Here is a 20,557-nt window from a genome sequence, read left to right as displayed (position 1 = left end):
ACACGGCAGGAGGGATCAGGCCATGAACACGAGCACGCGACCGATCACCGTTCCCGTCCCGGCCATGGAGGGGACGCGGTACGAGGAGGACCTGGCCCGGGGCCTCGTCGCCGCCGACGAGGAAGCGTTCGCCGCCATCTACCGGCACTGGGGTTCGCTCGTCCACACCATGGCCGCCCGCTCCCTCGGAGACGCCCACGAGGCCGAGGACGTGACCCAGCAGGTCTTCGTCGGTGCCTGGCGCGGACGGCACGGATTCCGGCCGGAGCGGGGCGCGCTCGGTGCCTGGCTGGTCGGCATCACCCGCCGCAAGATCATCGACGCGCTGGCTGCCAGGACACGGCGCATGGCCGTTGTCGACTCGGCCACGCACGACGCCACCCCCGCCCGCCCTGCCGAGCCCGCACCGGACGCCGTACTGGACCGTGTGCTGCTCGTCGACGCCCTGCACCAACTGCCGCGCACTCAGCGCGAGGTACTGTGCCTGGCCTTCTACGAGGACCTGACACAAGTCCAGATCGCGGAACGCACCGGGGTGCCGCTGGGGACGGTCAAGAGTCACACCCGCCGCGGTCTGCACCGGCTGCGTCTGATGATCGACCAGCCAGGCACGCACGGCACGGCCGCCCTGACGGGAAGCTGAACCCGAGGACCACGGGGCCGGGTACGTCTTCGCCCCGGCGCCCTGCCCCACGCGCCCACCGCTCGCGGCGGCCCTGTCCCAGGTTCCGGCGGCCGTGCCGTTGCCGGTATTCGCGCTCGCCTCGCCGGCGAGGCCCGCGATCCGACCGCGGCCGGGCCGCCACGCCGGGCCGGCAACCCTCCCCCGCAAGGACGCCTGGGGCCGGTAGACCGGGCGGACCGAGGGAAAGGCAGGCGGATGGACGACGACACGACCGGGGCGGCGACGGGCCGTCCCGTGCGACTGCTGCTCGTCTCGGACACCCATGTGCCCCGGCGCGCAAGGCGGCTCCCCGACGAATTGCTGCACGAGGCGGACCTGGCGGACGTCGTCGTCCATGCCGGGGACTGGGTCGACGTGGCCACCCTGGACCTGCTCGAAGGTCGCGCGCGTCGTCTGGTCGGCGTGTACGGCAACAACGACGGCCCGGAACTGCGGGCCCGCCTGCCGGAGGTGGCGCGCTTCCAATTGGACGGCCTGCGGTTCGGCGTCGTCCACGAGACCGGGGCGGCCCGCGGGCGGGAGGAGCGCTGCGCCGCGCTCCATCCGGGCCTGGACGTCCTGGTCTTCGGCCACAGCCACATCCCGTGGAACACCGAGGCGCCGGGCGGCCTGCGCCTGCTGAACCCCGGCTCGCCGACGGACCGCAGACGGCAGCCGTACTGCACGTACATGACCTGCACGGTGGCCGGGGGGATCCTCGGCGACGTCGTCCTCCACCGCCTGCCGAGGCGCTGAGACCCATCCGCCGGGACCAGCGGGAAGAGGGCACCGGCAGGGAGCTCCCCCAGGCGCACCGAGGAGGCCTGTGCTCAGGGTGCCGTCGTGGTGCCCGAACCGCTCCGGGACCAGTGGGCGGCAGGGGCACCGCACCCGGGCTACGATGCGCCTCGCCGTCGGCCGGCGACCGGCCGCGGATCAGCATCTGTCAGAGGCGCGCCCTGATCTCTGGCGATTCACCCGGGGCTGAGAAGGGATTCGTCTGTGTTTGACGAGCGGTTGGAGGAGTTCTGCCGGGAGCGGTTGGGCGGACGCCCCGTGCCGGAGGATCTACGGCTCCTGGCGACAGCACAGTGGGAGGGAAGCGGCCACCCCTTCGAGCAGTTCGGCATCACCGTTCTGGACCCCGGTGCGCAGCACCCGCTGACCGACACCAGCTATCTCAACGAGAAGGAGCGCGCGAACCCTGACGTCATGGCCAATTGTGCGGCGTCCAGGCAGATGGCCAAGTGGCTGGCGGCCGTGGCCCAGGAGGAGGACGGCAGCTTCTACGGGTACTGGCTGCACCCGCAGCAGCGGAGGGACCGGCAGGTGCCTTCGGTCATCAAGGTCGACACGGAGTTGACCTACTGGGATCTGGGCGAGTGCACCCTCTCCGAAGCTTGCTTGTACGACATCGCCTTCGACGATGACGAGCTGTTCGAGCGGGTGGCCGCAGAGCTCGCGCAGCTGCACATTTCCGTTCCTGTCAGGTCCCGCGTGGACCTGGACGTGCTGTCCGCCGTCCCTGACCCGGGAGACATGCACCAGCAGCTCTACTACGCCGAACGGAAGAGACTCAGGATGACGGATCGCCTTGATCCTTGACCGGTGGGGCGGGTTCTTCAGCGGGCAGGAAAGGCGGGTCGCCGAATCTCGCGCCTCGGAATGTCCTCCCCGGCACTGTCGGGGCACGGCATCATCGCCGACATGCTGATCGAACACGAGGGCATCTCGCCCACTGTCCACCCGTCGGCCTATATCGCCCCTACCGCGACCCTGTGCGGTGACGTGCGGGTCGGACCCGGCTGCCGGGTGCTCTTCGGCGCGGTGCTGACCGCCGAGGGCGGGCCGGTCGAGCTGGGCGCCGGCAGCATCGTGATGGAGAACGCCGTGCTGCGCGGAACCCGGCGCGACCCCCTGCACCTGGGGCACCAGGTCCTGGTAGGACCCCAGTCCTACCTCACCGGCTGCACGGTGGAGGACGATGTGTTCCTGGCCACCGGTTGCCGGGTCTTCAACGGCGCCCGCATCGGCGTGCGCGCCGAGGTCCGCATCAACGCGGTCGTGCACCTGCGCACCGTCCTGCCGGCTGACGCGATGGTGCCGATCGGCTGGGTCGCAGTCGGTGACCCGGCCCGAATCCTGCCGCCCGACCAGCACGAGGCCATCTGGGCGGTCCAGAAGGACCTGGACTTCCCCGGCTACGTCTTCGGCCTGGACCGCCCCGCCGACGGTCAAAGCCTCATGCCGGCCCTGACTGAACGCTTCGGCCGCGCGCTGGGCCGTCACGGCGCCGATCGCGCCGCTGAAGAACCCTCAGCGGCAGAGGGTGGGTCCTCGCCGTCATAGGTGGCGGGTGGGCGAACGACTCAGAACGCGCCGTGGGTCACCTTGAGATGCCCGCATCTCGCCCACTGGTCTCCGCCCACACCGCCGTGGTCGGGGAACTCCGTCCGGCAGGGATCCTCGCCACCCGAGCCCCGGTAGCGTCGGCAGCGGCACCAGTGCGGGGTCGGCGGAGGCGACAGCTCTCCGGAACACCTGAATTCGAGCGAGTTCCGCTCCGCGGAGCTCAGCTCCAACCCCGACTCGCGGATCATCGCCGCGGCCTTGTCCTGCGCTTCGATGAGCAGCGCAGCGGCCTCAGCCAGCATCCGCGACTGCGCATCGGTCCTCTCGTTCCGCTTCGACTCGGGCATCTGCGTCCTCCTCATGGGTCAGATCTGGGCGTGCTCGGATTCCGTGTGCTCGCAGGTCCTGGTGGGCGATCCATGGCCGAAGTCCGGGCCGGTGAAGTCGGTCCAGGTGTTCAGGCAGGGTTCTTCGCCGCCCGAGCCGCCGTACTCTCCGCAGCCGCAGAAGTGCGGGGTCGGCGGGGGGTCCAGTGCGGCCATGCAGGGGCGGCCGACCCAGTCGCGTTCCTCGGGGGACAGGTCCGCGCCCGAGGCGCGTACGAGTTCCGCGGCCTTGCGGCGCGCTTCGATGAGCAGGGCCCCGGCCCCGGCCAGGGTCTGGTTCTGCGGTTTCGTTCTGTCGTTCCAGGTCACGGCTGCCGTCCTACCAGGGATCGCGGACCGAACCCTCGTGGCGCGCCCGCGAGGTTCCTCCCGCCCATCCGAAAGGGGGCCAGGAGAACGAACAGCGGGTGGACCGTGCCCTGCTGGTGGCGGTCATACGAGCGGACGAACCTGACGCTGCAACAGCTCGCGTCACTGTGCCGGGTATCCAAGTCAGCGGCGGACCGGAGAGCGAGCGTGAAATCAGCGGCATTCAGCTCGCGACACCAAGGCCCGGCCAACGTCCGTCGTCCCATGCTGCCCGGCAGAACCACGCCGACGAGCGACCCCGAAGGGCCGTCCGGCAGAGGTTCTTAGGCCGTTCCGTCCAAACTTGCCGCCAGAAAGCAACAAAATCTGACGTCATCATTGTGTCGGTTGTGTTCCCTTTCTAGGGTGGGCACGTTTCAACAGGTGTCACCCGTCACACCAGTTGCACGTCCTGGCGCACTAGGAAGGCCCTGTCATGGCCCACCCGAACTCGTCCCCCCACTCTCGCCCCCATCACGGATACGTGAGCCGTCGCCGCCTCCTCGAAGCGAGCGCCGCCGTGCTCGGCGGCCTCGTTCTGGCCGGGGCACCCCCGGTCTCCCGCGCATTCGGCGCCGACGGCGACGTCCCGGCCGCCGGCGACGAGTGGAACGGGCACATCGACCTCTTCCGGCTCGGCACCGAGCCGGCGCACGCCACGCTCATGCCGTACGCGAATCTCAAGCAGGCCCTCACCGCCGACCGCACCACGTCCCCGTGGCGTCGGAGCCTCGACGGGACATGGAAGTTCGCCTATGTGGACCGCCCCGCCGACAAGAAGGCCGACTTCTACCGGACCGACCTCGACGACTCCGCCTGGGAGAACACCCCGGTCCCCTCCGCCTGGCAGTTGCACGGTCACGATTATCCGATCTACGTCAACATCACCTACCCGTGGTGGGGGCCCAACGGCCTCGGCGAGGACGCCCAGCCGCCGGCCGCGCCGACCCGGTACAACCCCGTCGGCCAGTACCGTCGCACCTTCACCGTGCCGAAGGGCTGGGCCGGTCGGCGCACGTTCCTGCACTTCGAGGGAGTCAAGGCGGCCCACTACGTGTGGATCAACGGCCACTTGACCGGCTACCACGAGGACTCGTACACCCCGGCCGAGTACGACATCACCCCGTACCTGAAGGACGGCACCAACCAGATCGCCGTCGAGGTCTACCGCTACTCCGACGGCGACTGGCTCCAGGACCAGGACATGATCCGGCTGAGCGGCATCTTCCGGTCGGTTTACCTGTACTCGACGCCCGGCGTCCACGTGCGGGACTTCAAGATCGACACCCCCCTCGGGGACGGGTTCACGAGTGCCGACCTGTCCGTCACCGCGCATGTACGGGACTACACGGGAAACGCGGACGCAGCGGCCTACTCGGTCGAGACGCAGCTGTACGACGCCGAGGGGCACGCGGTGTGGTCGCGTCCGCTCGCCGGGCGCCCCTCACCGGCCGAGGGCGAGGCCATCAGCAAGGCCGTCAGGTCCGTTCCCTCACCGCGCCTGTGGTCCGCCGAGGACCCGTATCTGTACACCGCCGTCATCCAGCTCCGCGATCCCTCCGGCAGGATCGTGGAGATACTCTCGCACCGGATCGGTCTGCGCGAGTTCGCGCTCACGGACGGGCTGATGCGTATCAACGGCCGGCCGGTCACCTTCCGTGGAACCAACCGTCACGAGATGCATCCGGAGCGCGGTTCAGCTCTCAGCCGCGCCGACCTGGTCGACGACATCACGCTGATCAAGCGGCTGAACATCAACTCGGTCCGCACCTCCCACTACCCCAACAACCCGCTCTGGCTCGAACTCGCCGACGAGTACGGTCTCTATCTCGTCGGCGAGACCAACCTGGAGACGCACGGCATCCGCGACCAGTACCCGGCCGACCGGGCCGACTGGACCGAGGCATGTGTGGACCGTGCGCAGAACATGGTGCACCGCGACAAGAACCATGCCTGCGTCGTCATCTGGTCGTTGGGCAACGAGGCCGGCTCGGGCTCCTCCTTCCGCGCCATGCACGACTGGATCCGCTCCTACGATCCGACCCGCGTCATCCAGTACGAGGGCGACGACGGCCCCGCCACCAGCGACATCCGCTCCAGGATGTACGAATCACCCAGCCGGGTGGAGGCCAGGGCGAAGGACACGTCCGACACCCGGCCCTACGTGATGATCGAGTACGCCCACTCGATGGGGAACTCGACAGGCAACTTCAAGGAGTACTGGGACGTCATCCGCCGCTATGACGTCCTGCAGGGCGGCTGGATCTGGGACTTCGTCGACCAGGCACTCACCTGGCCCACCCCGACGCGCAAGATGCTCATCGAGACCGGTCCGGCGGGCCTGAAGGGCGAGGTCATCAATCCGTCCGGCTCGTTCAGCCATGAGCACGGTGTGAGCGGCGCGACCGTCTTCGCGCGTGACGACCGGCTCGACCTGACCGGCTCGCTCACCCTGGAGGCCTGGCTGACCCCGCGCGTCCGCGGCTTCCACCAGCCGATCCTGGCGAAGGGGGACACCCAGTACGCGCTGAAACAGGCCGACAAGGGCCTGGAGTTCTACATCTACGCGAGCGGGCAGTGGATCGCTGTTTCCTGGACGACTCCGGACGACGGCTGGACGGGCAAGGAACATCACGTCGCGGGCGTCTTCGATGCGGACGCGGGAACGCTGACCCTGTACGTGGATGGTGAGGCCAAGGCCACGAGGAGCACCGCCCAGAGGCCCAGCAGCAATACCGCACCGCTTTCGCTCGCCGGAGAAGTCGACAACCCGACCCGGGAGTTCAGCGGCACGATCCGCCGGGCCCGTGTCTACGCGCGTGCCCTGAAGAGCGCCGAACTCGCTGACGCCGGGCGGGGCCCCGGCGACGACGGCGTGCGCTTCTGGTTCGACGCGCGGACTGTTCGGTACGAGCAGAAGAAGGCCCGGGCGAAGACCTTCCACGCCTACGGTGGCGACTGGGGCGACAACCCCAACGACGGCGCCTTCGCCGGCGATGGCATCGTATTGCCCGACCGCCGCCACACCGGCAAGGCGGCCGAGGTCAAACGGATCTACCAGACCATCCATGCGGCCCGCGCAGACGACGCCGCGCCCGGTGAGATCACCCTCACGAACGAGAACCTCTTCACCAACCTGCGTGCCTACAACGGTACGTGGGAACTGTCCGCCGACGGCGAGACGGTGCGGCAGGGCAGATTCAGCCGGGAGCAACTCGACGTGGCACCGATGACGGAGAAGACCATCACGCTGCCGGTGCGACTGCCCGACAGCGCTGACCCCGGAGTCGAATATTTCCTCCAGTTGTCCTTCACGACGAAGGAACGCACGCCATGGGCCGCCGAGGGCTTCGAGGTGGCACGGGTGCAGCTGCCCCTCGGCGGGGCCGGCCCCAGGACCGCGCCGGTGCCGTCCACCGACGTGCCGGAGCTGGCGTACGCGAGCGGTGACCGCGATGTCACCGTCACCGGCGCCGACTTCGAAGTGGTCATCGACAAGTCGACCGGGATCATCACATCTTACGAGGCAGCCGGTACGAAGCTCCTCGTCTCCGGGCCGGTCCCCAATTTCTGGCGTGCCCCGACCGACAACGACCACGGCAACGGTCAGCACACCCGCAACCAGACCTGGCGGGACGCGGGTGCCCGGCGCAAGGTGACCGATGTGACGGTGCGCGGACTCGATGGACGGGCGGTCGAAATCGCGGTGAGGGGGACGCTGCCGACGAGTACCGCCTCGGCTTACACCACGACCTTCACTGTCTTCGGCAACGGCGAGATCAAGGTCGACAACACCCTCGCCCCGGGCGCGCCGACCCTCCCCTACCTCCCCGAGGTCGGCACGATCCTGCGCCTTCCCGCGGCCCTGGAGCGGCTCGACTACTACGGTCGCGGCCCCGAGGAGAACCATTGGGACCGCAAGGACGGTACGGACGTGGGGCGTTGGTCAGGAACCGTCACCGGGCAGTGGAGCCCGTACCTGCGGCCGCAGGAGAACGGGAACAAGACCGACGTACGCTGGGCGGCGCTCACCGACCGGCATGGTCGCGGCCTGCTCGTCAGCGGCGACGGACTCCTGGAAGTGAACGCCTCCCACTTCACACCGGAGGACCTGTCCGTAGGAGCCCGCCACGACTACCAGCTGACACCCCGTGACGAGGTGATCCTGCGCGTCAACCACCGGCAGATGGGCGTCGGCGGCGACAACAGCTGGGGCGCCCATACGCACGACGCGTACAAGCTGCTCGCCGACCGGGACTACGCGTACACGTACCGGCTGCGCCCCCTCACGGATGTGCGGGACGCTTCGAGCCTGCCCCGCCGGGCCTCGGCAGTGGGCGGGCCGATGCGGTAGGTGCCGGGGCGGAGCCGTCCGCCACCGCCGGGCATCCGCGCCTGCCGCCCCGGCTCCAGGCGCGGATCACCCCGGGTGTGACCCGCCCAGGGGCGTCTCTCCCGCGGCGGTCCGCTCGGCCAGCTTCTGGAACTCACCGAGGTCGTAGTTGGCCAGGACCGAGTCCAGATTGGTGAGGGCACCCAGGTGCTCCACGAATCCCTGGGGGTCGTACTCGATCTGCAGCGTCAGCCGGCTCGTATCGTCGCCCAGCCGGTGGAAGGTGACGACGCCGGCGTGATGGACGCCCTCCGTCGTCTTCCAGGCGATCCGGTCCTGCGCCACGACTTCGGTGAGTTCAGCGACGAAATTCTTGTCGACCCCTGGCAGGGCGAGCTGCCAGGCGAACCGGCGTTCGTCCAGCGGATCGACCCGCTGGACATGGCTCAGGAATTCGGGCCACCGCGTCACATCACTCCACAGTGCCCAGCTGACGGCCACCGGGGCCTTCATATCTACGGTCTCGACGATCGAGGAGGACATGAGGACTCCTTCGTAGGTTCGCGTTCTCTTGATTCGTTCGTAGGTTCTGCGCGGGCTCGGAGAGGCTTGTCCCGCACAGCGTGCCCGGACGCCTACTGCCCGGGGCTCCTGTAGGGGGATCAGCCTGGTGTGGCCAGCGTGAAGGGGTGCCCGGCAGGATCGGAGTAGAGGCGCGCGTCACGGGCGCCCCCGTTGTTCTTCGTGTCCAGGGGACGTGCGCCGAGACCGACGACCTCGCGCTCCGCCTCGTCCATGTCCTCGCGGGCCACCAGAATCCGCAGATGAGCCTGCTGGGAATCATCGGGCCGCGGCCAACTGGGCGGCGCAAAACCGCGATCTCTGCGGATTGCGAGGTGCACCCCTCTGTTGCCGACGACCTCGACCAAGTCTGGCTCGTCACCGATATGGACTTCCGCGTTGAGCAACACGGCGTAGAAGTCGGCGAGTTCCTTCGGCTCCGCGCAGTCCAGGACCAGCACGCTCGTCTTCGGCACCGCCATGGCCATCCTCCTGTGGTTGCGGGCATCCGGGCTCGGGACGTCGTTCGCCTACCCGCGTCCGAAGGCAGCACACCCGGGCCCGGCCGAATGAAGTCGAGGGCCGGTGCGGTGCACCAGTGATCCGGGAGACCGTTTCGCGCCTCAGGAGCAGTTCGTCCGCCTCCACCTGCACCGTTGTGGACGGCAGCCGGTCGCCATGCGGCTGCGCCCAAGGGCTGTCCCGCACTTGCTGGTGGATCAGCGCGCGGCGTCGGATGCGGTGCATCGCAAGGCGGAGAGGCGCCCGCCTGCTGGACGCATTCGGGCGTTCCGACAACGCGGCGAGGTGCCGCAGCTGTCGTCGTGCGCCCGCCAGGAATTGCGGGGCAGCCCTTACAGGCCGAACTCGATGTGTTCTACGTCGGTGTACTGCACCAGGAGCCCGGATGCCCGGCGGCCGCCGTCCTTGAAATAGGTCTCCTGCAGTGCTTCGGCCGCGATGTGCTGGAGTTGCGCCTCGCCGGCCCCCTGGTCGCGTGCTTCGAAGAGGCGGGCGGCGTAGGCGGGAGGGAGGGCGACGGTGAGATGGCGTAGCCGGGCGTCATCGGTGGAGCCGGGGGCTGCGGTGTAGCCGAAGCGTGCACGGGTGTCGATGACGATGCCGTCGGTGGTGGCGGCCTTCCGCTTGGCCTGGGCGCGGATCTGGGGCTGCCATCGTGCGGCGACCTCGCGCTCCAGGCGCGTGGCAAGGTCTCTGCGCGGTGTTCTGATCTGGTCCTTCACGTATCGCTCGACCGTGCGCTGGCTGATCCCCAGCTGCCGGGCTGCGGCTCCGGTGGATTTGAGCTGCCTGACGAGGTAGCGCATGCGTGCCCCGGCCGACTTCGGGATCGGGCGGGTGAACGCTTCGTGGACGGCCTTGTCGAGTCCGTCGGCGAGCTTTCCCATCGGTTACTTCCCGTTGTCGGCGCGGGTGACGTGGCCGTCCTTGACATACCGCGCGATGTTCTCGTTGTGGCCGTGTTCCTCGTGGATGCTCTCGGCCCACAAGGTCGTCTGGGTGCCTTCGTGCTTGACCATGCCGGGACTTACGCCCAGGCGGAAGCCTCCAGGCAGCGGCTTGCCGTCTTCGTAGGGAAGGAAGTCGAGAGGGCTCGGGCCGTCACTGGCATAGACGGCACAGTCGGAGAGGACCGCGATCGGGTACTGGCCCGTGGCGTCGGCGACCTTACGCATCTTGCGGTGCATGTTGATGCGGGCCTTGGAGATGACCGCGGCGCGGATGTCGGGACGCCAGGTGGGCCGGGACAGGGCGCGCCACGGCTGACCGGGTTTCCAGCCCTCGCCCCGGGGGCGCTCGCGAAGCTTTCCGATGCCGCCCTTGACCGTGGCCTTCACCGCGGTCAGGACGATCGCCATCTGCGGGTCGCGCAGGCGGTAGCCGTCCATCGCCGTCAGGAAGTCGGCCGGGGAGAGGTCGGCGGTGACGCCGAGGTCGGCCATCGTCGCGACGTAGGCGTCGCGGAGGCGGTTGTACCAGCCGTCGAGGTAGCGGCCGTTCTCGTAGCGCAGGTAGGCCTCGGCCGGCGTGACCCGGTATCCGAGTTCGACGGCATAGGCGACGGTCGGCGTCGCGTACCACGCGGGCCCGGCGGGGCGTTCACCGCGGGGGGTGAAGGGCGAGGGAAGCCGGTCGCCGAGCTCGATGTGGGAGAGGTCGACGAGCCAGGACCCGGGCAGTTTCGGGTCGAAGGCGGGGCGACGGACGTAGGTGGGTGCTCCCAGGCCCACGGTGGTGCCGTTGGCGGCAGCGGCGAAGGCCATGTTGACGTCGATGCCGACCACGTACCGCCTGGTGCACTCTTCGTCGGTGAGCGGGCGCGCCCAGTCGTAGGCCTCCTCCATCAGCATCTGGTCCGGGGTGCGCTCGTGGAAGCGGGGCAGACCGGCCAGGAGCGGGTGCCCGTCAGGTGCTTCGCACGGGGCGCAGTCCACCGGATCCTTGCCCAGGGAGCCGGGGTTGTGTTCGCTGTGCCGCTTGCCTGCCTCGTCGGGGTCGCCTGCCCTGGTGGGCGGGTGCAGTGCGGTCATCAGCTCCAGACCGGTGACGGCCGTGGATCCGCGAGGTGTGATCACGCGGGTGGCGTAGGTGCCGAGCAGACGTGCGAGCTCGGGGGCCGGAAGCTGCCCGGCATCACCCCAGCTGCGTGCGTCGAGCGCGTTCCATGACGGGATGCACAGCTGGACGCAGGCACGCCTGCCGCCCTGGGCGGGTCGGTAGATACGGGCCCAGGGGCCGAAACCGCGGCGGGTGAGCTGCCAGTTCGCCTTGGACAACTGCTGGATCACCCTGTGGCCGTCCGGGAGCCGCCCTGCCAAGCGTTCCTCGTCACTGAGCTGAAGGGGCAGTCCGTAGCGTTCGCACGCGGCGCCGGTCAGGACGATCAGGGGGTCGGCGTCCTTGCCGTTGCGGCTCAGGCGGGGAGCCCCCAGCTTCGCCTCACGCAGCGCCCACTCGACGAGGGCGGGTACGGACTTGGCCGGCACGTCCAGGACGAGCCCGTCGACGCAGTACGCCGAAATGTGTCCGTCCTCGACGTCGATGACGGCCAGTGGACCGTTCTCGTAGCGCTGATCAGTCCCCGCCTGAGAGGGGGTGGTCCTCGCGGGTACGGAACGTCGTGGAACCGTATGCGTGGCCGTGGTGGGATCAGGGGCGGGCGGAGTGGTGGAGGAGACCGCGGCGCCGATGGCTTCGGCCGTGAGCGCCGCGCCGGAAGCATGGGCGGGAACGGCGGGAGTGGGCGGTCCGGCTGCCGGGGGCTCCAGAACAACCGGTGCCGCGTCGGGTTCGGGGGTGGAAGAAGGGGCGGCCGGGTACAGCTCGGCAAGCTTGTTCACCAGCCGGGCGTAAGCCTCACGTTGCGGCGGGCGGGGCTCCGTCCTGCCGTTCTCCCAGCTCACCACGGTCGCCCGCCGCACGCCCAGTGCGGCGGCGACCTGTTCCTGTGTCAGGCCGTGAGCCTTGCGCAGCCGCTCCCGTTCCTGTGGCGGCGGCAGGGGTGAGTGGTCCGCGATGAGAGCATCGACCGCGTCAAACAGTTCAGACACCAGAAACCTCCCCGATCACCCTTTGACGCTACCCCATAGAATCCACCAAGCGAACTTTCGCCGCACAATGTGCGGCCATTGCGCGTACTCGATCAGGAACGGGCGGCTTGTGGCAGAACACTTGTGCCGGACCCCGCCCTGCACAGGAAGCGCCTGGTGCCTCGGAGGACCGTGGTGCCCCTGATTCATCGGCTCGTGGCGGAGGGCACCACGCCGACCTCTCACTGCGCCGATGACGGGGTGGGCCTGGTGTACCGCGGAACGGACCTGGTGGAGGCGGTGGCAGAGGTCCCGGCCGCCGCCCTTCGTCGACGTCGTAGTGCACCCCGTTGCCGTTGGGCAGAAAATCCGAGAGCGTTCGTGCGCGGGCGCACTACCGGGCCGACGAGTCGGTCGCGCCTCCTCCGACCCAGCAGATGGATCCCGCGCCGACCCCGCTGAGCACGACGCCCTCCTGCCAGGCGACGAGGATGCTCACCGGGCATCATGCCCGCCCGGCCACAACCACCATCGACCTGGACGTCCTCGCTAGAGCGCCGCCGCGAAGGCGTCCACGCCCGTCAGCTCGGCCGACAGGGCCCAAAGGCGCGCGGCCTGCTCGGGGTCGGTCGCGTGTGAGTGCACGCCGCCTTCCGTGCCGTCGCCCGCCGGCTCGGCCACGTCGCAGTCCTCGCAGTACACGCCGCCCATGTCCACCAACTGGGGGGACGTCGCCGCCCATACCTGCGTCGCCGCGCCCTGCCCCGGTCTCTTGAAGGTGGGATCGGCCGGGGCGCCGTTCTCGTCGATCCAGCCCGCGTCGACCATCTCCGCCTTCGCGAGGTGACGCTGCAGAGGGGTGAGAATGCTGCCCGGGTGCACCGCGAACGCTCTCACTCCGGCGTCGCGGCCGAGCGCGTCGAGTTGCACCGCGAACAGCACATTCGCCGCCTTCGCCTGCCCGTACGCCTCCCATCGGTCGTAGCCTCGCTCGAAGTGCAGGTCGTCCCAGCGCACGCCCATGCCATGGGCGCCCGAGGACACGGCGACCACACGTGCGCCACCCCGGACGATCGCCGGCCAGAGGTGATTGATCAGCGCGTAGTGACCGAGGTGGTTGGTGGCGAACTGCGCCTCCCACCCCGGGCCGACCCTCGTCTCGGGGCAGGCCATGATCCCGGCACTGTTGATCACGATGTCGACCTCCCGGCCCGAGGCCAGGAAGCGCTCGGCGAATCCGCGGACGCTTGCGAGATCGGACAGGTCTAGGTCGTCGGTCTCGACGTTGCCGATGTCCTCGATTGCCTTCTGGGCGGCTGCCGGTCGCCGGGCGGGGACGATGACGCGAGCACCGGCAGCTGCCAGGGCACGGGTCGTCTCCAGGCCGAGTCCCGAGTAGCCACCCGTGACGATCGCTGTGCTGCCGGACAGGTCGATCCCGCTCAGGACGTCATCCGTGGTGCTCCGAGCGCCGAAACCCGATCCGATCTTGTGCTGAGGTGTCGTCATGAGGGTGACGCTAGGTGCTGGATCGCGCTCTAAGTCAAGAGCGTTCTGTGCGCTGGTTGTCTCTGCGGCCGGGCCCGGCTCTGCCCGGCAAGCGGGAGCGCGCGGCGGCTCAGCCGAACCAGACCACCATGCGGACGTTCTCGTCCCCGTGCTCAGCCGCCAGCGTGCACATCGATGCCCACACCGGTGCCCAGCTGCCGTCCGGCGGGACAAACATCCCGGCTGTGAGGACCACCGGCCGGTACACGGAGCCGTTCAGGCCGACCTCACCGCCCGGCGGCCAGCCGGACGGGGACAGGTCCTCGCCGAAGAGCTCCTCGGCCGCATCGAGCACTTCGATCGGCGCCCAGACGACGTCGTGCAGGACCATTTCGCCGTCCGGTCCCGGCCGCCACTCGCCCAAGCGGTTGTCGTCGGGGCCGTCGCAGAGCGGCGCGTCCCAGTCGACTGCCGCAACCTCGGCCCACGTCGCGTACGAGTGGCCATGGTTCAGTTCGTCGCATTTCTTCGGCACCTCGTCGCATGCGTCCTCCGGCCACCCCCGCAGGTCGAAGAGCGCCCTCTCCAACCCGAGGCCGGCGCTGTAGCCGAACAAGCACTCGCCGGCGTCTCGCGCCTTGCCGAGGCCGAAGTCGAGCAGATCGACCGCCATCTCCCATTCCCCGCCCGCAGGGCGTATCTCGATCAATCCGTCAAGGTGCGATCCCATGAACGCCGATACTACGGGTGCCCCATCGACGGGAGCGATCAGCTTGTGACGGCCCGCGGCGGGGGCCGCGTGCACATGGGGGGTGACCACTTCCCCGGCCGAGGGAGCGTGGGCGCGGAGTTCGGCTGATCTGTGCCGAGCGCTGCGACATGACACCGGCCGTACCCGAGCGTTCCGTCCGATGCCCTCGGGACCGGTGATCAGTCGTCGGAGAAACAGAGGCAGACCGCGGCAGTTTCGAAGGTCACCTGGTTCTGCGTATGACAATCCCCTTGTCGGGTGGCGACTTCGGCTCCGCAGCCACCGCACACGAGGTTCGTGCCGCCGCTTCCGGCCGGGCCCTGGCAGCAGCCGATCGAGCGCATGGGGTCGGGATGCCGTTCAGTACCGATGGCGTCGGTGGGGTGCACGATGAAGCCAGGTACATCGTCGCTGAACTCGCGCGGCTGCAGATTCGGGGCATAGGTTCCGCGGGCCACGCGCTCCGGACGCGTCCGGACGCCCGGGATGTCCGACATCGGGACCGGCGGCGGCGCTTTCACCTTGGTGACCGGGGCGGTGAGCGGACGTCGGCAATGATCACACAAGATGCGCGGCATGCCGCCTATTGTGCAGATCGAGGGCTCGTGTGACCCGCGCATTCGTCACGCGGATCCGGCGTCGGGCAAGGGCCCTGAACACCTGGCGGGCCGCCGGAGCGTGCTCCGACGGCCCGCGTCACCCTTGAGGTCAGGCGGACGTGATGTTCTCCGCCTGCGGGCCCTTCTGGCCCTGCGTGATGTCGAAGGTCACCGCCTGCCCCTCCTGGAGCTCACGGAAGCCGGTGGCGTTGATGTTCGAGTAGTGCGCGAAGACGTCCGGCCCGCCGCCGTCCTGCTGAATGAAGCCGAAACCCTTTTCGGCGTTGAACCACTTGACGGTTCCGCTGGCCATGCCGGTGCCTTTCGTTCGTTCCAGGATCCGCACCACACGGATCCGCGAATGCCCTGGCCCCGCACAGCAAAGCGCCCGCGGCGGAGCGCGGGCAGCTGGGGAACCACGGCATCTGGAAAAGACGCTACATGCCGAAGCCCGCTGCCACCAGAGATTGACGGAGTGTTGCCGAGGGTCGGGTGGCGGGATCACCGCGACAGCGTCCGGAAATGGGTCCGCCGTAGGGGCCGCGGGGCCGTACCGAGGGAGTCGGCACAGCGAGAACCGGGCGCCGTCGACCGGCTCGTGCTGGGGCGCGGGCGTGGCCTTCGCCGGCGCCTCGGGCGCCGGCGTGCCGCAGTCGGTTCCTGACCCGAAGACGCGGGGCGGGCCTGGGCCGACAGGCCACGTGGCCGGGCGCCGGCCTGGTGCGCGGTCGAGGGGTGGCGACGTCCGGCCCTGGCGGTGCTTGTGCCGCAGCTCTGAAGTACGGCGTCGGCATTCCTCGGGCGAAAACCCGGTGGCTGACCGCTTCCGGCTCTGCGTACGTTCGCACGCATGGCTGACGACTGCTTCGCCCATCCGCGACTCGCCGCACTCTACGATCTGCTCGACCCCGACCGCACGGATCTGGCCGAATACCTCAGGATCGCGGCAGAGGTCGGGGCGCACCGAGTACTGGACATCGGCTGCGGAACAGGGGTGTTCGCACTTCTCCTGGCCGGCCGCGGCGTCGAGGTCATCGGGGTCGATCCGGCCTTGGCATCCCTCGATATCGCCCGGGCCAAACCTGACGGTGAACGGGTGCGATGGATCCATGGTGATGCGACGAGCCTTCCCCCGATGCAGGTCGATCTCGCGACGATGACAGCGAACGTCGCCCAGGCCATCGCGGATCCGCACGCGTGGGAGAGGACGCTCCGAAAGACCTCCGAAGCGCTGCGCCCCGGCGGGCGCCTCGTATTCGAGACCCGGGACCCGGCCGCTCGCGCCTGGGAGGAGTGGACCCGGGAGAACTCCTACCGCGTGACGGAGACCCCGGCCGCCGGCCCGGTCGAGAGCTGGGTCGAGCTGGTCGAGGTCAGTGGGCCGCTGGTGACATTCCGCTGGACCTACGGGTTCCGGGCGGACGGGCAGGTGCTCATGTCGGATTCGACGTTGCGCTTCCGGGAGCGGGAGGAGGTCGAGCGGGACCTGGTCGCGCAGGGGTACGTGGTGGAGGCCGTCCGCGATGCCCCCGACCGGCCGGGACGGGAGTTCGTCTTCCTGGCCCGTCGGCCGTGATCATCGGTGCTGCGCCCCGGTAGTACTGCATCACGCTACCTGAGCTGCGGTTACGCCCCGTGCCCGTACGTAGCGACAGCTTCCTGCGCGACACATCCGCGGAAGGCCTCGCCCCGGACGTAAGAGTGGCGGGTCGACGGTCCGGGGCACGCGTTCGTGGGCCGGGCCATCGGGTGGCCGCGTCTACGAAAGTTCCTTGCGCATCAGCGTGCACATCGTTTCGTAGCGTCGCAGCGATCCGTCCGGCGCCTGTTCGTCCCACGAGTCCGGGCGGCGGTCGTACGCGACATAGCCGAGGCGCTCGTACAGCGATCGGGCCCGGGGATTGCTCTCTTCCACACCGAGCTCGGCGTGCAGCAGACCGCGGCTCCTCATCCGGAGTTCCGCGGCTTCGATGAGGAGTGTCCCGATCCCGCACGACTGCAACGCCGGATGGACTGCCAACTGCCAGAGGGTGCCCACTCCCGCCTTGGCCCGGTAGTCGACGCCCCCCTTTGCCACGGGAATGTCCGCGGGGGTACAGACCGCGAGGTAGTCGACCTCGCCCAGCCGGGCACGCTCCAACTGCTGTGCGACAACGGCCAAATGGTGCCCGGACCCCGACCACCCGCATGCCGCGAGGTCTGCGGGCACCAGATCGCGCACCGCCAGATTCAACACAACGCTGACCATCTTCATCGCCTCCGGCCAGCCAGCATCCATGGCGATCACACCGGATGCAACGCCGTTTCCGCCCGTGCTCGCGCCACAAGGTGCTCCCGGCCCCCTGGTTGTCGGCAGGCACGGCCACTCACCTCCGAGGGCCCGACCGAAATGGTCCACGACCCCGTCTCGGGCTCAAATAGCATGCTCTCGAGACCCTTTGACGTGACCAGCCGACCTCGCGGCCAAGGAGCCAAGAAACGTGACCGTCCTGGATCCTTTCACCGACGCCCTCGACTATCCCCTGTATGTCGTGACCGCCGAAGCAGCCGGTGAGCGAGCCGGATGCCTGGTCGGCTTCGCATCCCAGTGCTCGATCCGGCCGGCGCGGTTCATCGTGTGGCTGTCGAAGGCCAACCGGACCTATCGCGTCGCCGCCCGCGCAGATCGCGTCGCGGTCCACCTGCTGGGCCGTGATCAGGGCCACCTGGCCCGCCTCTTCGGCGGCGAGACCGGCGACAGGACCGACAAGTTCACGCGGACCGCCTGGCACCCGGGCCCGGGTGGGGTGCCGGTCCTCGACGAGGCACCCGCGTGGTTCGTCGGCCGCGTCGAGAGCCGGGTCGACGGCGGTGACCATGTCGGGTTCCTCCTCGTCCCGGAGACGGCGGAGCACCCCGGCGGAGACGACTTCCGCCTTCTGTCTCTGGCTGACGGCCTCGACATCGCTCCGGGGCACCCGGTGGACTGACCGGACGCCCCGGCCGCGTGGAGGGCTTTCGCCCTCGGGACGCTCTCGTTCCAGGTGCATGAGAAGACCCTTGTGCCCGTGCGAGGTGGCATCGACATGGACTTCGGTCTCGTCCGACGTCGGGGTGGTACGAGGCGCCACCCTGTACGCCCCATCCGGGACTCGGACGCCCGGTCCGTTGCGGCCCGGATCCGGCAGGATGGCGGAGCTCTCCCCCTGCAAGAACTTTCACGGGGATGAAAGTTTCCTTCCGGCGACCGGCATCGCCCCAGCTCCACCCTCCCCCGACTGGACTAGACCACAGAGGGCGACTCGTACCCCCTTTACGCGAGCGCCACCCGCGTGCGTCACTCATGACGTGTCCCCATCAAACAGCCTCTTCGTGCCGCATCGCGGCTGCGCCCGGGCTCACCCGAACAGCGCACCGGAGGCTCGCCCTCGGCGCACCGGGCAGCGAGCCTCACCGGGTTCGTAGCTCTGTACCGCAAGGCGTGAGGTCGGCACGCCGAAAACAGGTGCCGCACGGCTCCCCGAATTCTTCTGCGAAACGCGGGAGTATTCCGGAACAGCCGAAAGTTCGCAATCCAGGAACCACGGTGACGGTCGGCCCGCGTTGGCCTGCTACGCGAGTAGACCCACCCCCATCACCCAGGAGGAATGCGTTGTCGTCTCGAATTCACCACTCCAGACCCGCACGGAACAAGCTGATGGTCGCCGGCGTGTTCAGCCTCGTCCTGGCACTCCTCCCCGCGGTTTCGTCGGGCACAGCCGCTGCTGCGCCGAAGCCGCCCGGCAGCACCATTCCCCTCGGGGAGGGCTACATGGGCGCCGGATACCTGACGGACGGAAAGAACTTCGCGCCAGACACACGGCAGATCGAATCCGGCGCCGAGGGCAGCGTATCCACTCAGGCCACCCAGGCCGGCATCGACGTATCTCACTACCAGGGAACGATCAACTGGTCTTCGGTGAAGGCGGCAGGCATCAGTTTCGCCTACATCAAGGCCACGGAGTCGACCACGTACAAGGACCCCACATTCAGCGCCAACTACCTGCACGCCTACAACGCGAAGGTGATCCGCGGCGCCTATCACTTCGCGCGCCCGAGCCTCTCCAGCGGCGCAGCGCAGGCGAACTACTTCGCCGGCAACGGCGGAGCCTGGTCGCGGGACAACCTGACACTGCCCGGCATGCTCGACCTGGAAGGCGGCTGCTCCGGCAAGTCGACCTCGGCGATGCAGTCGTGGATCCTCGACTTCTACAACACGTACAAGGCCAGGACCGGGCGTGACGTCGTCATCTACACCAGCCCGAGCTGGTGGAACACCTGCACCGGCGGCTGGAGCGGCATGTCGGCCCGGAGTCCTCTGTTCGTCGCGCACTGGACCAGTGCGACCAGCCCTTCCATCCCGAGCGGCTTCCCCTACTGGACCTTCTGGCAGTACACCGATTCCGGCTCGGTGAGCGGGATCTCCGGCGCGGTGGACCGCGACCGGTTCAGCGGTGACAGCAGCCGTCTGCTGGCCCTGGCCAACAACACTCCCTGACGGCCTCCGGATTCCGCATCACCTCCCGCAGGAAACGCGGACGTTCCGGGGGGAATGGAGTCAGGAAGCCGGGGCACCTGAGGTCTCGGAGGTTGATACCCATGGTTCCCATCATTCTTGTTCTCCTGCTCGCCCTGCTTCTCTTCGGGGCCGGTTTCGCACTGAAGGCCTTGTGGTGGATAGCCGTCATCGTGCTGGTGGTATGGCTTCTCGGCTTCGTCATACGACCGGCAGCCGGCGGCGGCAAGCGGGGGCGCTGGTATCGCTGGTAGAGACAACTGAACACTCGATGAAATGGGGTGGGGCGCGGCGAATCGCCGTGCCCCACCCCATTTCACGTGCCCCGGCGCCGGGAGAAATGATGTCGGCGGCTCGGGGCATACGAACACAAGGCCGGAGGCGCGGCAGGAACCATGACCTCCAGTGCAGCGCCTCCGGCCCCTGCCGCTCACCGCGATTCACCCGGGTCATGGATGCGTGAGGCACTGGATGCAGGGCAGGCGCACTCTCGAGAGAGCGTCACCGCCACTGCCGGGGACGCCGGCATTCTCCACGGCCGCATCAGTGGAAAATGAAGAAATCTCTATGAAGGAGCCGTTCCATGAGTGACAGCATCTGGGGCTACCAGCCGGCCGCCAACTTCACCGCGGGCACCGACCTGACGGGTTACAGGGTCGAAGCCACCGACGGGAGTATCGGGAAGGTCGACAAGCACTCGGACGAGGTCAACTCCTCGTACCTCGTGGTGGACACCGGCCTCTGGATCTTCGGAAAGCACGTCCTGCTTCCGGCCGGCACCGTGGTCAGCGTCGAACCGGACGAGCGAAGGATCTTCGTCGACCTGACCAAGGACCAGATCAAGCATTCCCCCGAGTTCGACAAGGACAAGCACACAGGCGACGTCGGATATCACGCGCAGGTCGGTGACTACTACAACAGTCACCGCCACGCCTGACGTTCATCGCACCCCAGCGGGAAGTGGCCCGGCCGGAAACTCCCGCCGGGCCC

Annotated in this window: 21 protein-coding genes and 1 pseudogene; 11 read left to right on the top strand and 11 right to left on the bottom strand. The window is 68.7% G+C overall.

Going from position 1 to position 20,557, the window contains the following annotated elements; all coding sequences use genetic code 11:
* Positions 1–22: 22 nt before the first annotated feature.
* From ABZ434_RS20155 to ABZ434_RS20140, 4 genes are all read left to right on the top strand, one after another.
* Positions 23–643: a sigma-70 family RNA polymerase sigma factor gene (locus tag ABZ434_RS20155; RefSeq protein WP_359138368.1), complete on the top strand. Its 621-nt coding sequence runs from the start codon at positions 23–25 to the stop codon at positions 641–643.
* Positions 644–919: 276 nt separating this feature from the next.
* The gene (locus ABZ434_RS20150; RefSeq protein WP_359138585.1) at positions 920–1,420 is read left to right on the top strand and encodes a metallophosphoesterase; all 501 of its coding nucleotides are present in this window, start codon (positions 920–922) and stop codon (positions 1,418–1,420) included.
* Positions 1,421–1,666: 246 nt separating this feature from the next.
* Positions 1,667–2,269, top strand: a complete 603-nt coding sequence (locus ABZ434_RS20145; RefSeq protein WP_359138365.1) for a hypothetical protein — start codon at positions 1,667–1,669, stop codon at positions 2,267–2,269.
* Positions 2,270–2,371: 102 nt separating this feature from the next.
* Positions 2,372–3,013 carry a gamma carbonic anhydrase family protein gene (locus tag ABZ434_RS20140; protein ID WP_359138362.1) on the top strand — a complete coding sequence of 214 codons (642 nt, stop codon included), beginning with the start codon at positions 2,372–2,374 and terminating at the stop codon, positions 3,011–3,013.
* A gap of 20 nt (positions 3,014–3,033) precedes the next feature.
* Here the strand turns inward: ABZ434_RS20140 and ABZ434_RS20135 are convergent, their stop codons facing one another.
* Positions 3,034–3,363 (bottom strand): hypothetical protein, encoded by a 330-nt coding sequence (locus ABZ434_RS20135; protein WP_359138359.1) that lies wholly within the window; start codon positions 3,361–3,363, stop codon positions 3,034–3,036.
* A gap of 18 nt (positions 3,364–3,381) precedes the next feature.
* Positions 3,382–3,711: a DUF6422 family protein gene (locus tag ABZ434_RS20130; protein WP_359138356.1), complete on the bottom strand. Its 330-nt coding sequence runs from the start codon at positions 3,709–3,711 to the stop codon at positions 3,382–3,384.
* A 475-nt stretch (positions 3,712–4,186) separates the two neighbouring features.
* Here ABZ434_RS20130 and ABZ434_RS20125 point away from each other — a divergent pair, with 475 nt between their 5' ends.
* Positions 4,187–8,104, top strand: coding sequence for a glycoside hydrolase family 2 TIM barrel-domain containing protein (locus ABZ434_RS20125; RefSeq protein ID WP_359138354.1), 3,918 nt, complete (start codon positions 4,187–4,189; stop codon positions 8,102–8,104).
* Between the two features lie 66 nt (positions 8,105–8,170).
* Here ABZ434_RS20125 and ABZ434_RS20120 read toward each other — a convergent pair whose 3' ends face one another.
* The 4 genes from ABZ434_RS20120 to ABZ434_RS20105 all read right to left on the bottom strand — a co-directional run bounded on the left by ABZ434_RS20120 (position 8,171) and on the right by ABZ434_RS20105 (position 12,216).
* Positions 8,171–8,626, bottom strand: a complete 456-nt coding sequence (locus ABZ434_RS20120) for an SRPBCC family protein (RefSeq protein ID WP_359138351.1) — start codon at positions 8,624–8,626, stop codon at positions 8,171–8,173.
* Between the two features lie 119 nt (positions 8,627–8,745).
* On the bottom strand, positions 8,746–9,126 hold the full coding sequence (locus ABZ434_RS20115; RefSeq protein ID WP_359138348.1) for a VOC family protein: 381 nt from the start codon (positions 9,124–9,126) through the stop codon (positions 8,746–8,748).
* A 372-nt stretch (positions 9,127–9,498) separates the two neighbouring features.
* On the bottom strand, positions 9,499–10,053 hold the full coding sequence (locus tag ABZ434_RS20110; protein WP_359138345.1) for an XRE family transcriptional regulator: 555 nt from the start codon (positions 10,051–10,053) through the stop codon (positions 9,499–9,501).
* Positions 10,054–10,056: 3 nt separating this feature from the next.
* On the bottom strand, positions 10,057–12,216 hold the full coding sequence (locus ABZ434_RS20105) for a helix-turn-helix transcriptional regulator (protein ID WP_359138342.1): 2,160 nt from the start codon (positions 12,214–12,216) through the stop codon (positions 10,057–10,059).
* A gap of 177 nt (positions 12,217–12,393) precedes the next feature.
* Here ABZ434_RS20105 and ABZ434_RS20100 point away from each other — a divergent pair.
* Positions 12,394–12,510 (top strand): annotated as a pseudogene (locus tag ABZ434_RS20100) (peptidase E); the annotation flags it as partial.
* A gap of 234 nt (positions 12,511–12,744) precedes the next feature.
* On the opposite strand, the gene ABZ434_RS20095 reads toward ABZ434_RS20100, so the two are convergent.
* From ABZ434_RS20095 to ABZ434_RS20080, 4 genes are all read right to left on the bottom strand, one after another.
* Complete coding sequence (locus ABZ434_RS20095) at positions 12,745–13,704, bottom strand: SDR family NAD(P)-dependent oxidoreductase (protein WP_359138338.1); 960 nt, start codon at positions 13,702–13,704, stop codon at positions 12,745–12,747.
* A gap of 109 nt (positions 13,705–13,813) precedes the next feature.
* On the bottom strand, positions 13,814–14,413 hold the full coding sequence (locus tag ABZ434_RS20090; protein WP_359138335.1) for a hypothetical protein: 600 nt from the start codon (positions 14,411–14,413) through the stop codon (positions 13,814–13,816).
* Between the two features lie 200 nt (positions 14,414–14,613).
* On the bottom strand, positions 14,614–15,012 hold the full coding sequence (locus ABZ434_RS20085) for a hypothetical protein (RefSeq protein ID WP_359138332.1): 399 nt from the start codon (positions 15,010–15,012) through the stop codon (positions 14,614–14,616).
* A gap of 130 nt (positions 15,013–15,142) precedes the next feature.
* Complete coding sequence (locus tag ABZ434_RS20080) at positions 15,143–15,346, bottom strand: cold-shock protein (protein WP_136326921.1); 204 nt, start codon at positions 15,344–15,346, stop codon at positions 15,143–15,145.
* Between the two features lie 537 nt (positions 15,347–15,883).
* Between ABZ434_RS20080 and ABZ434_RS20075 the strand changes: the two genes are divergently transcribed.
* On the top strand, positions 15,884–16,609 hold the full coding sequence (locus ABZ434_RS20075) for a class I SAM-dependent methyltransferase (protein ID WP_359138329.1): 726 nt from the start codon (positions 15,884–15,886) through the stop codon (positions 16,607–16,609).
* A gap of 183 nt (positions 16,610–16,792) precedes the next feature.
* Here ABZ434_RS20075 and ABZ434_RS20070 read toward each other — a convergent pair whose 3' ends face one another.
* Positions 16,793–17,311, bottom strand: coding sequence for an N-acetyltransferase (locus ABZ434_RS20070; protein ID WP_359138582.1), 519 nt, complete (start codon positions 17,309–17,311; stop codon positions 16,793–16,795).
* 202 nt (positions 17,312–17,513) lie between these two features.
* Between ABZ434_RS20070 and ABZ434_RS20065 the strand changes: the two genes are divergently transcribed.
* From ABZ434_RS20065 to ABZ434_RS20050, 4 genes are all read left to right on the top strand, one after another.
* Complete coding sequence (locus ABZ434_RS20065; RefSeq protein ID WP_359138326.1) at positions 17,514–18,002, top strand: flavin reductase family protein; 489 nt, start codon at positions 17,514–17,516, stop codon at positions 18,000–18,002.
* Between the two features lie 707 nt (positions 18,003–18,709).
* The gene (locus ABZ434_RS20060) at positions 18,710–19,549 is read left to right on the top strand and encodes a GH25 family lysozyme (RefSeq protein ID WP_359138580.1); all 840 of its coding nucleotides are present in this window, start codon (positions 18,710–18,712) and stop codon (positions 19,547–19,549) included.
* A 101-nt stretch (positions 19,550–19,650) separates the two neighbouring features.
* Positions 19,651–19,821, top strand: coding sequence for a hydrophobic protein (locus tag ABZ434_RS20055; RefSeq protein WP_352126917.1), 171 nt, complete (start codon positions 19,651–19,653; stop codon positions 19,819–19,821).
* 329 nt (positions 19,822–20,150) lie between these two features.
* Positions 20,151–20,504, top strand: a complete 354-nt coding sequence (locus ABZ434_RS20050) for a PRC-barrel domain-containing protein (protein ID WP_359138321.1) — start codon at positions 20,151–20,153, stop codon at positions 20,502–20,504.
* The last annotated feature ends 53 nt before the right edge of the window (positions 20,505–20,557 follow it).

Origin of the sequence: Streptomyces sp. NPDC005761 (assembly GCF_040630635.1) — a bacterium.
In the GTDB taxonomy this organism is placed as follows: Bacteria; Actinomycetota; Actinomycetes; order Streptomycetales; family Streptomycetaceae; genus Streptomyces.
This window is presented reverse-complemented; position numbering and strand designations above follow the sequence as displayed.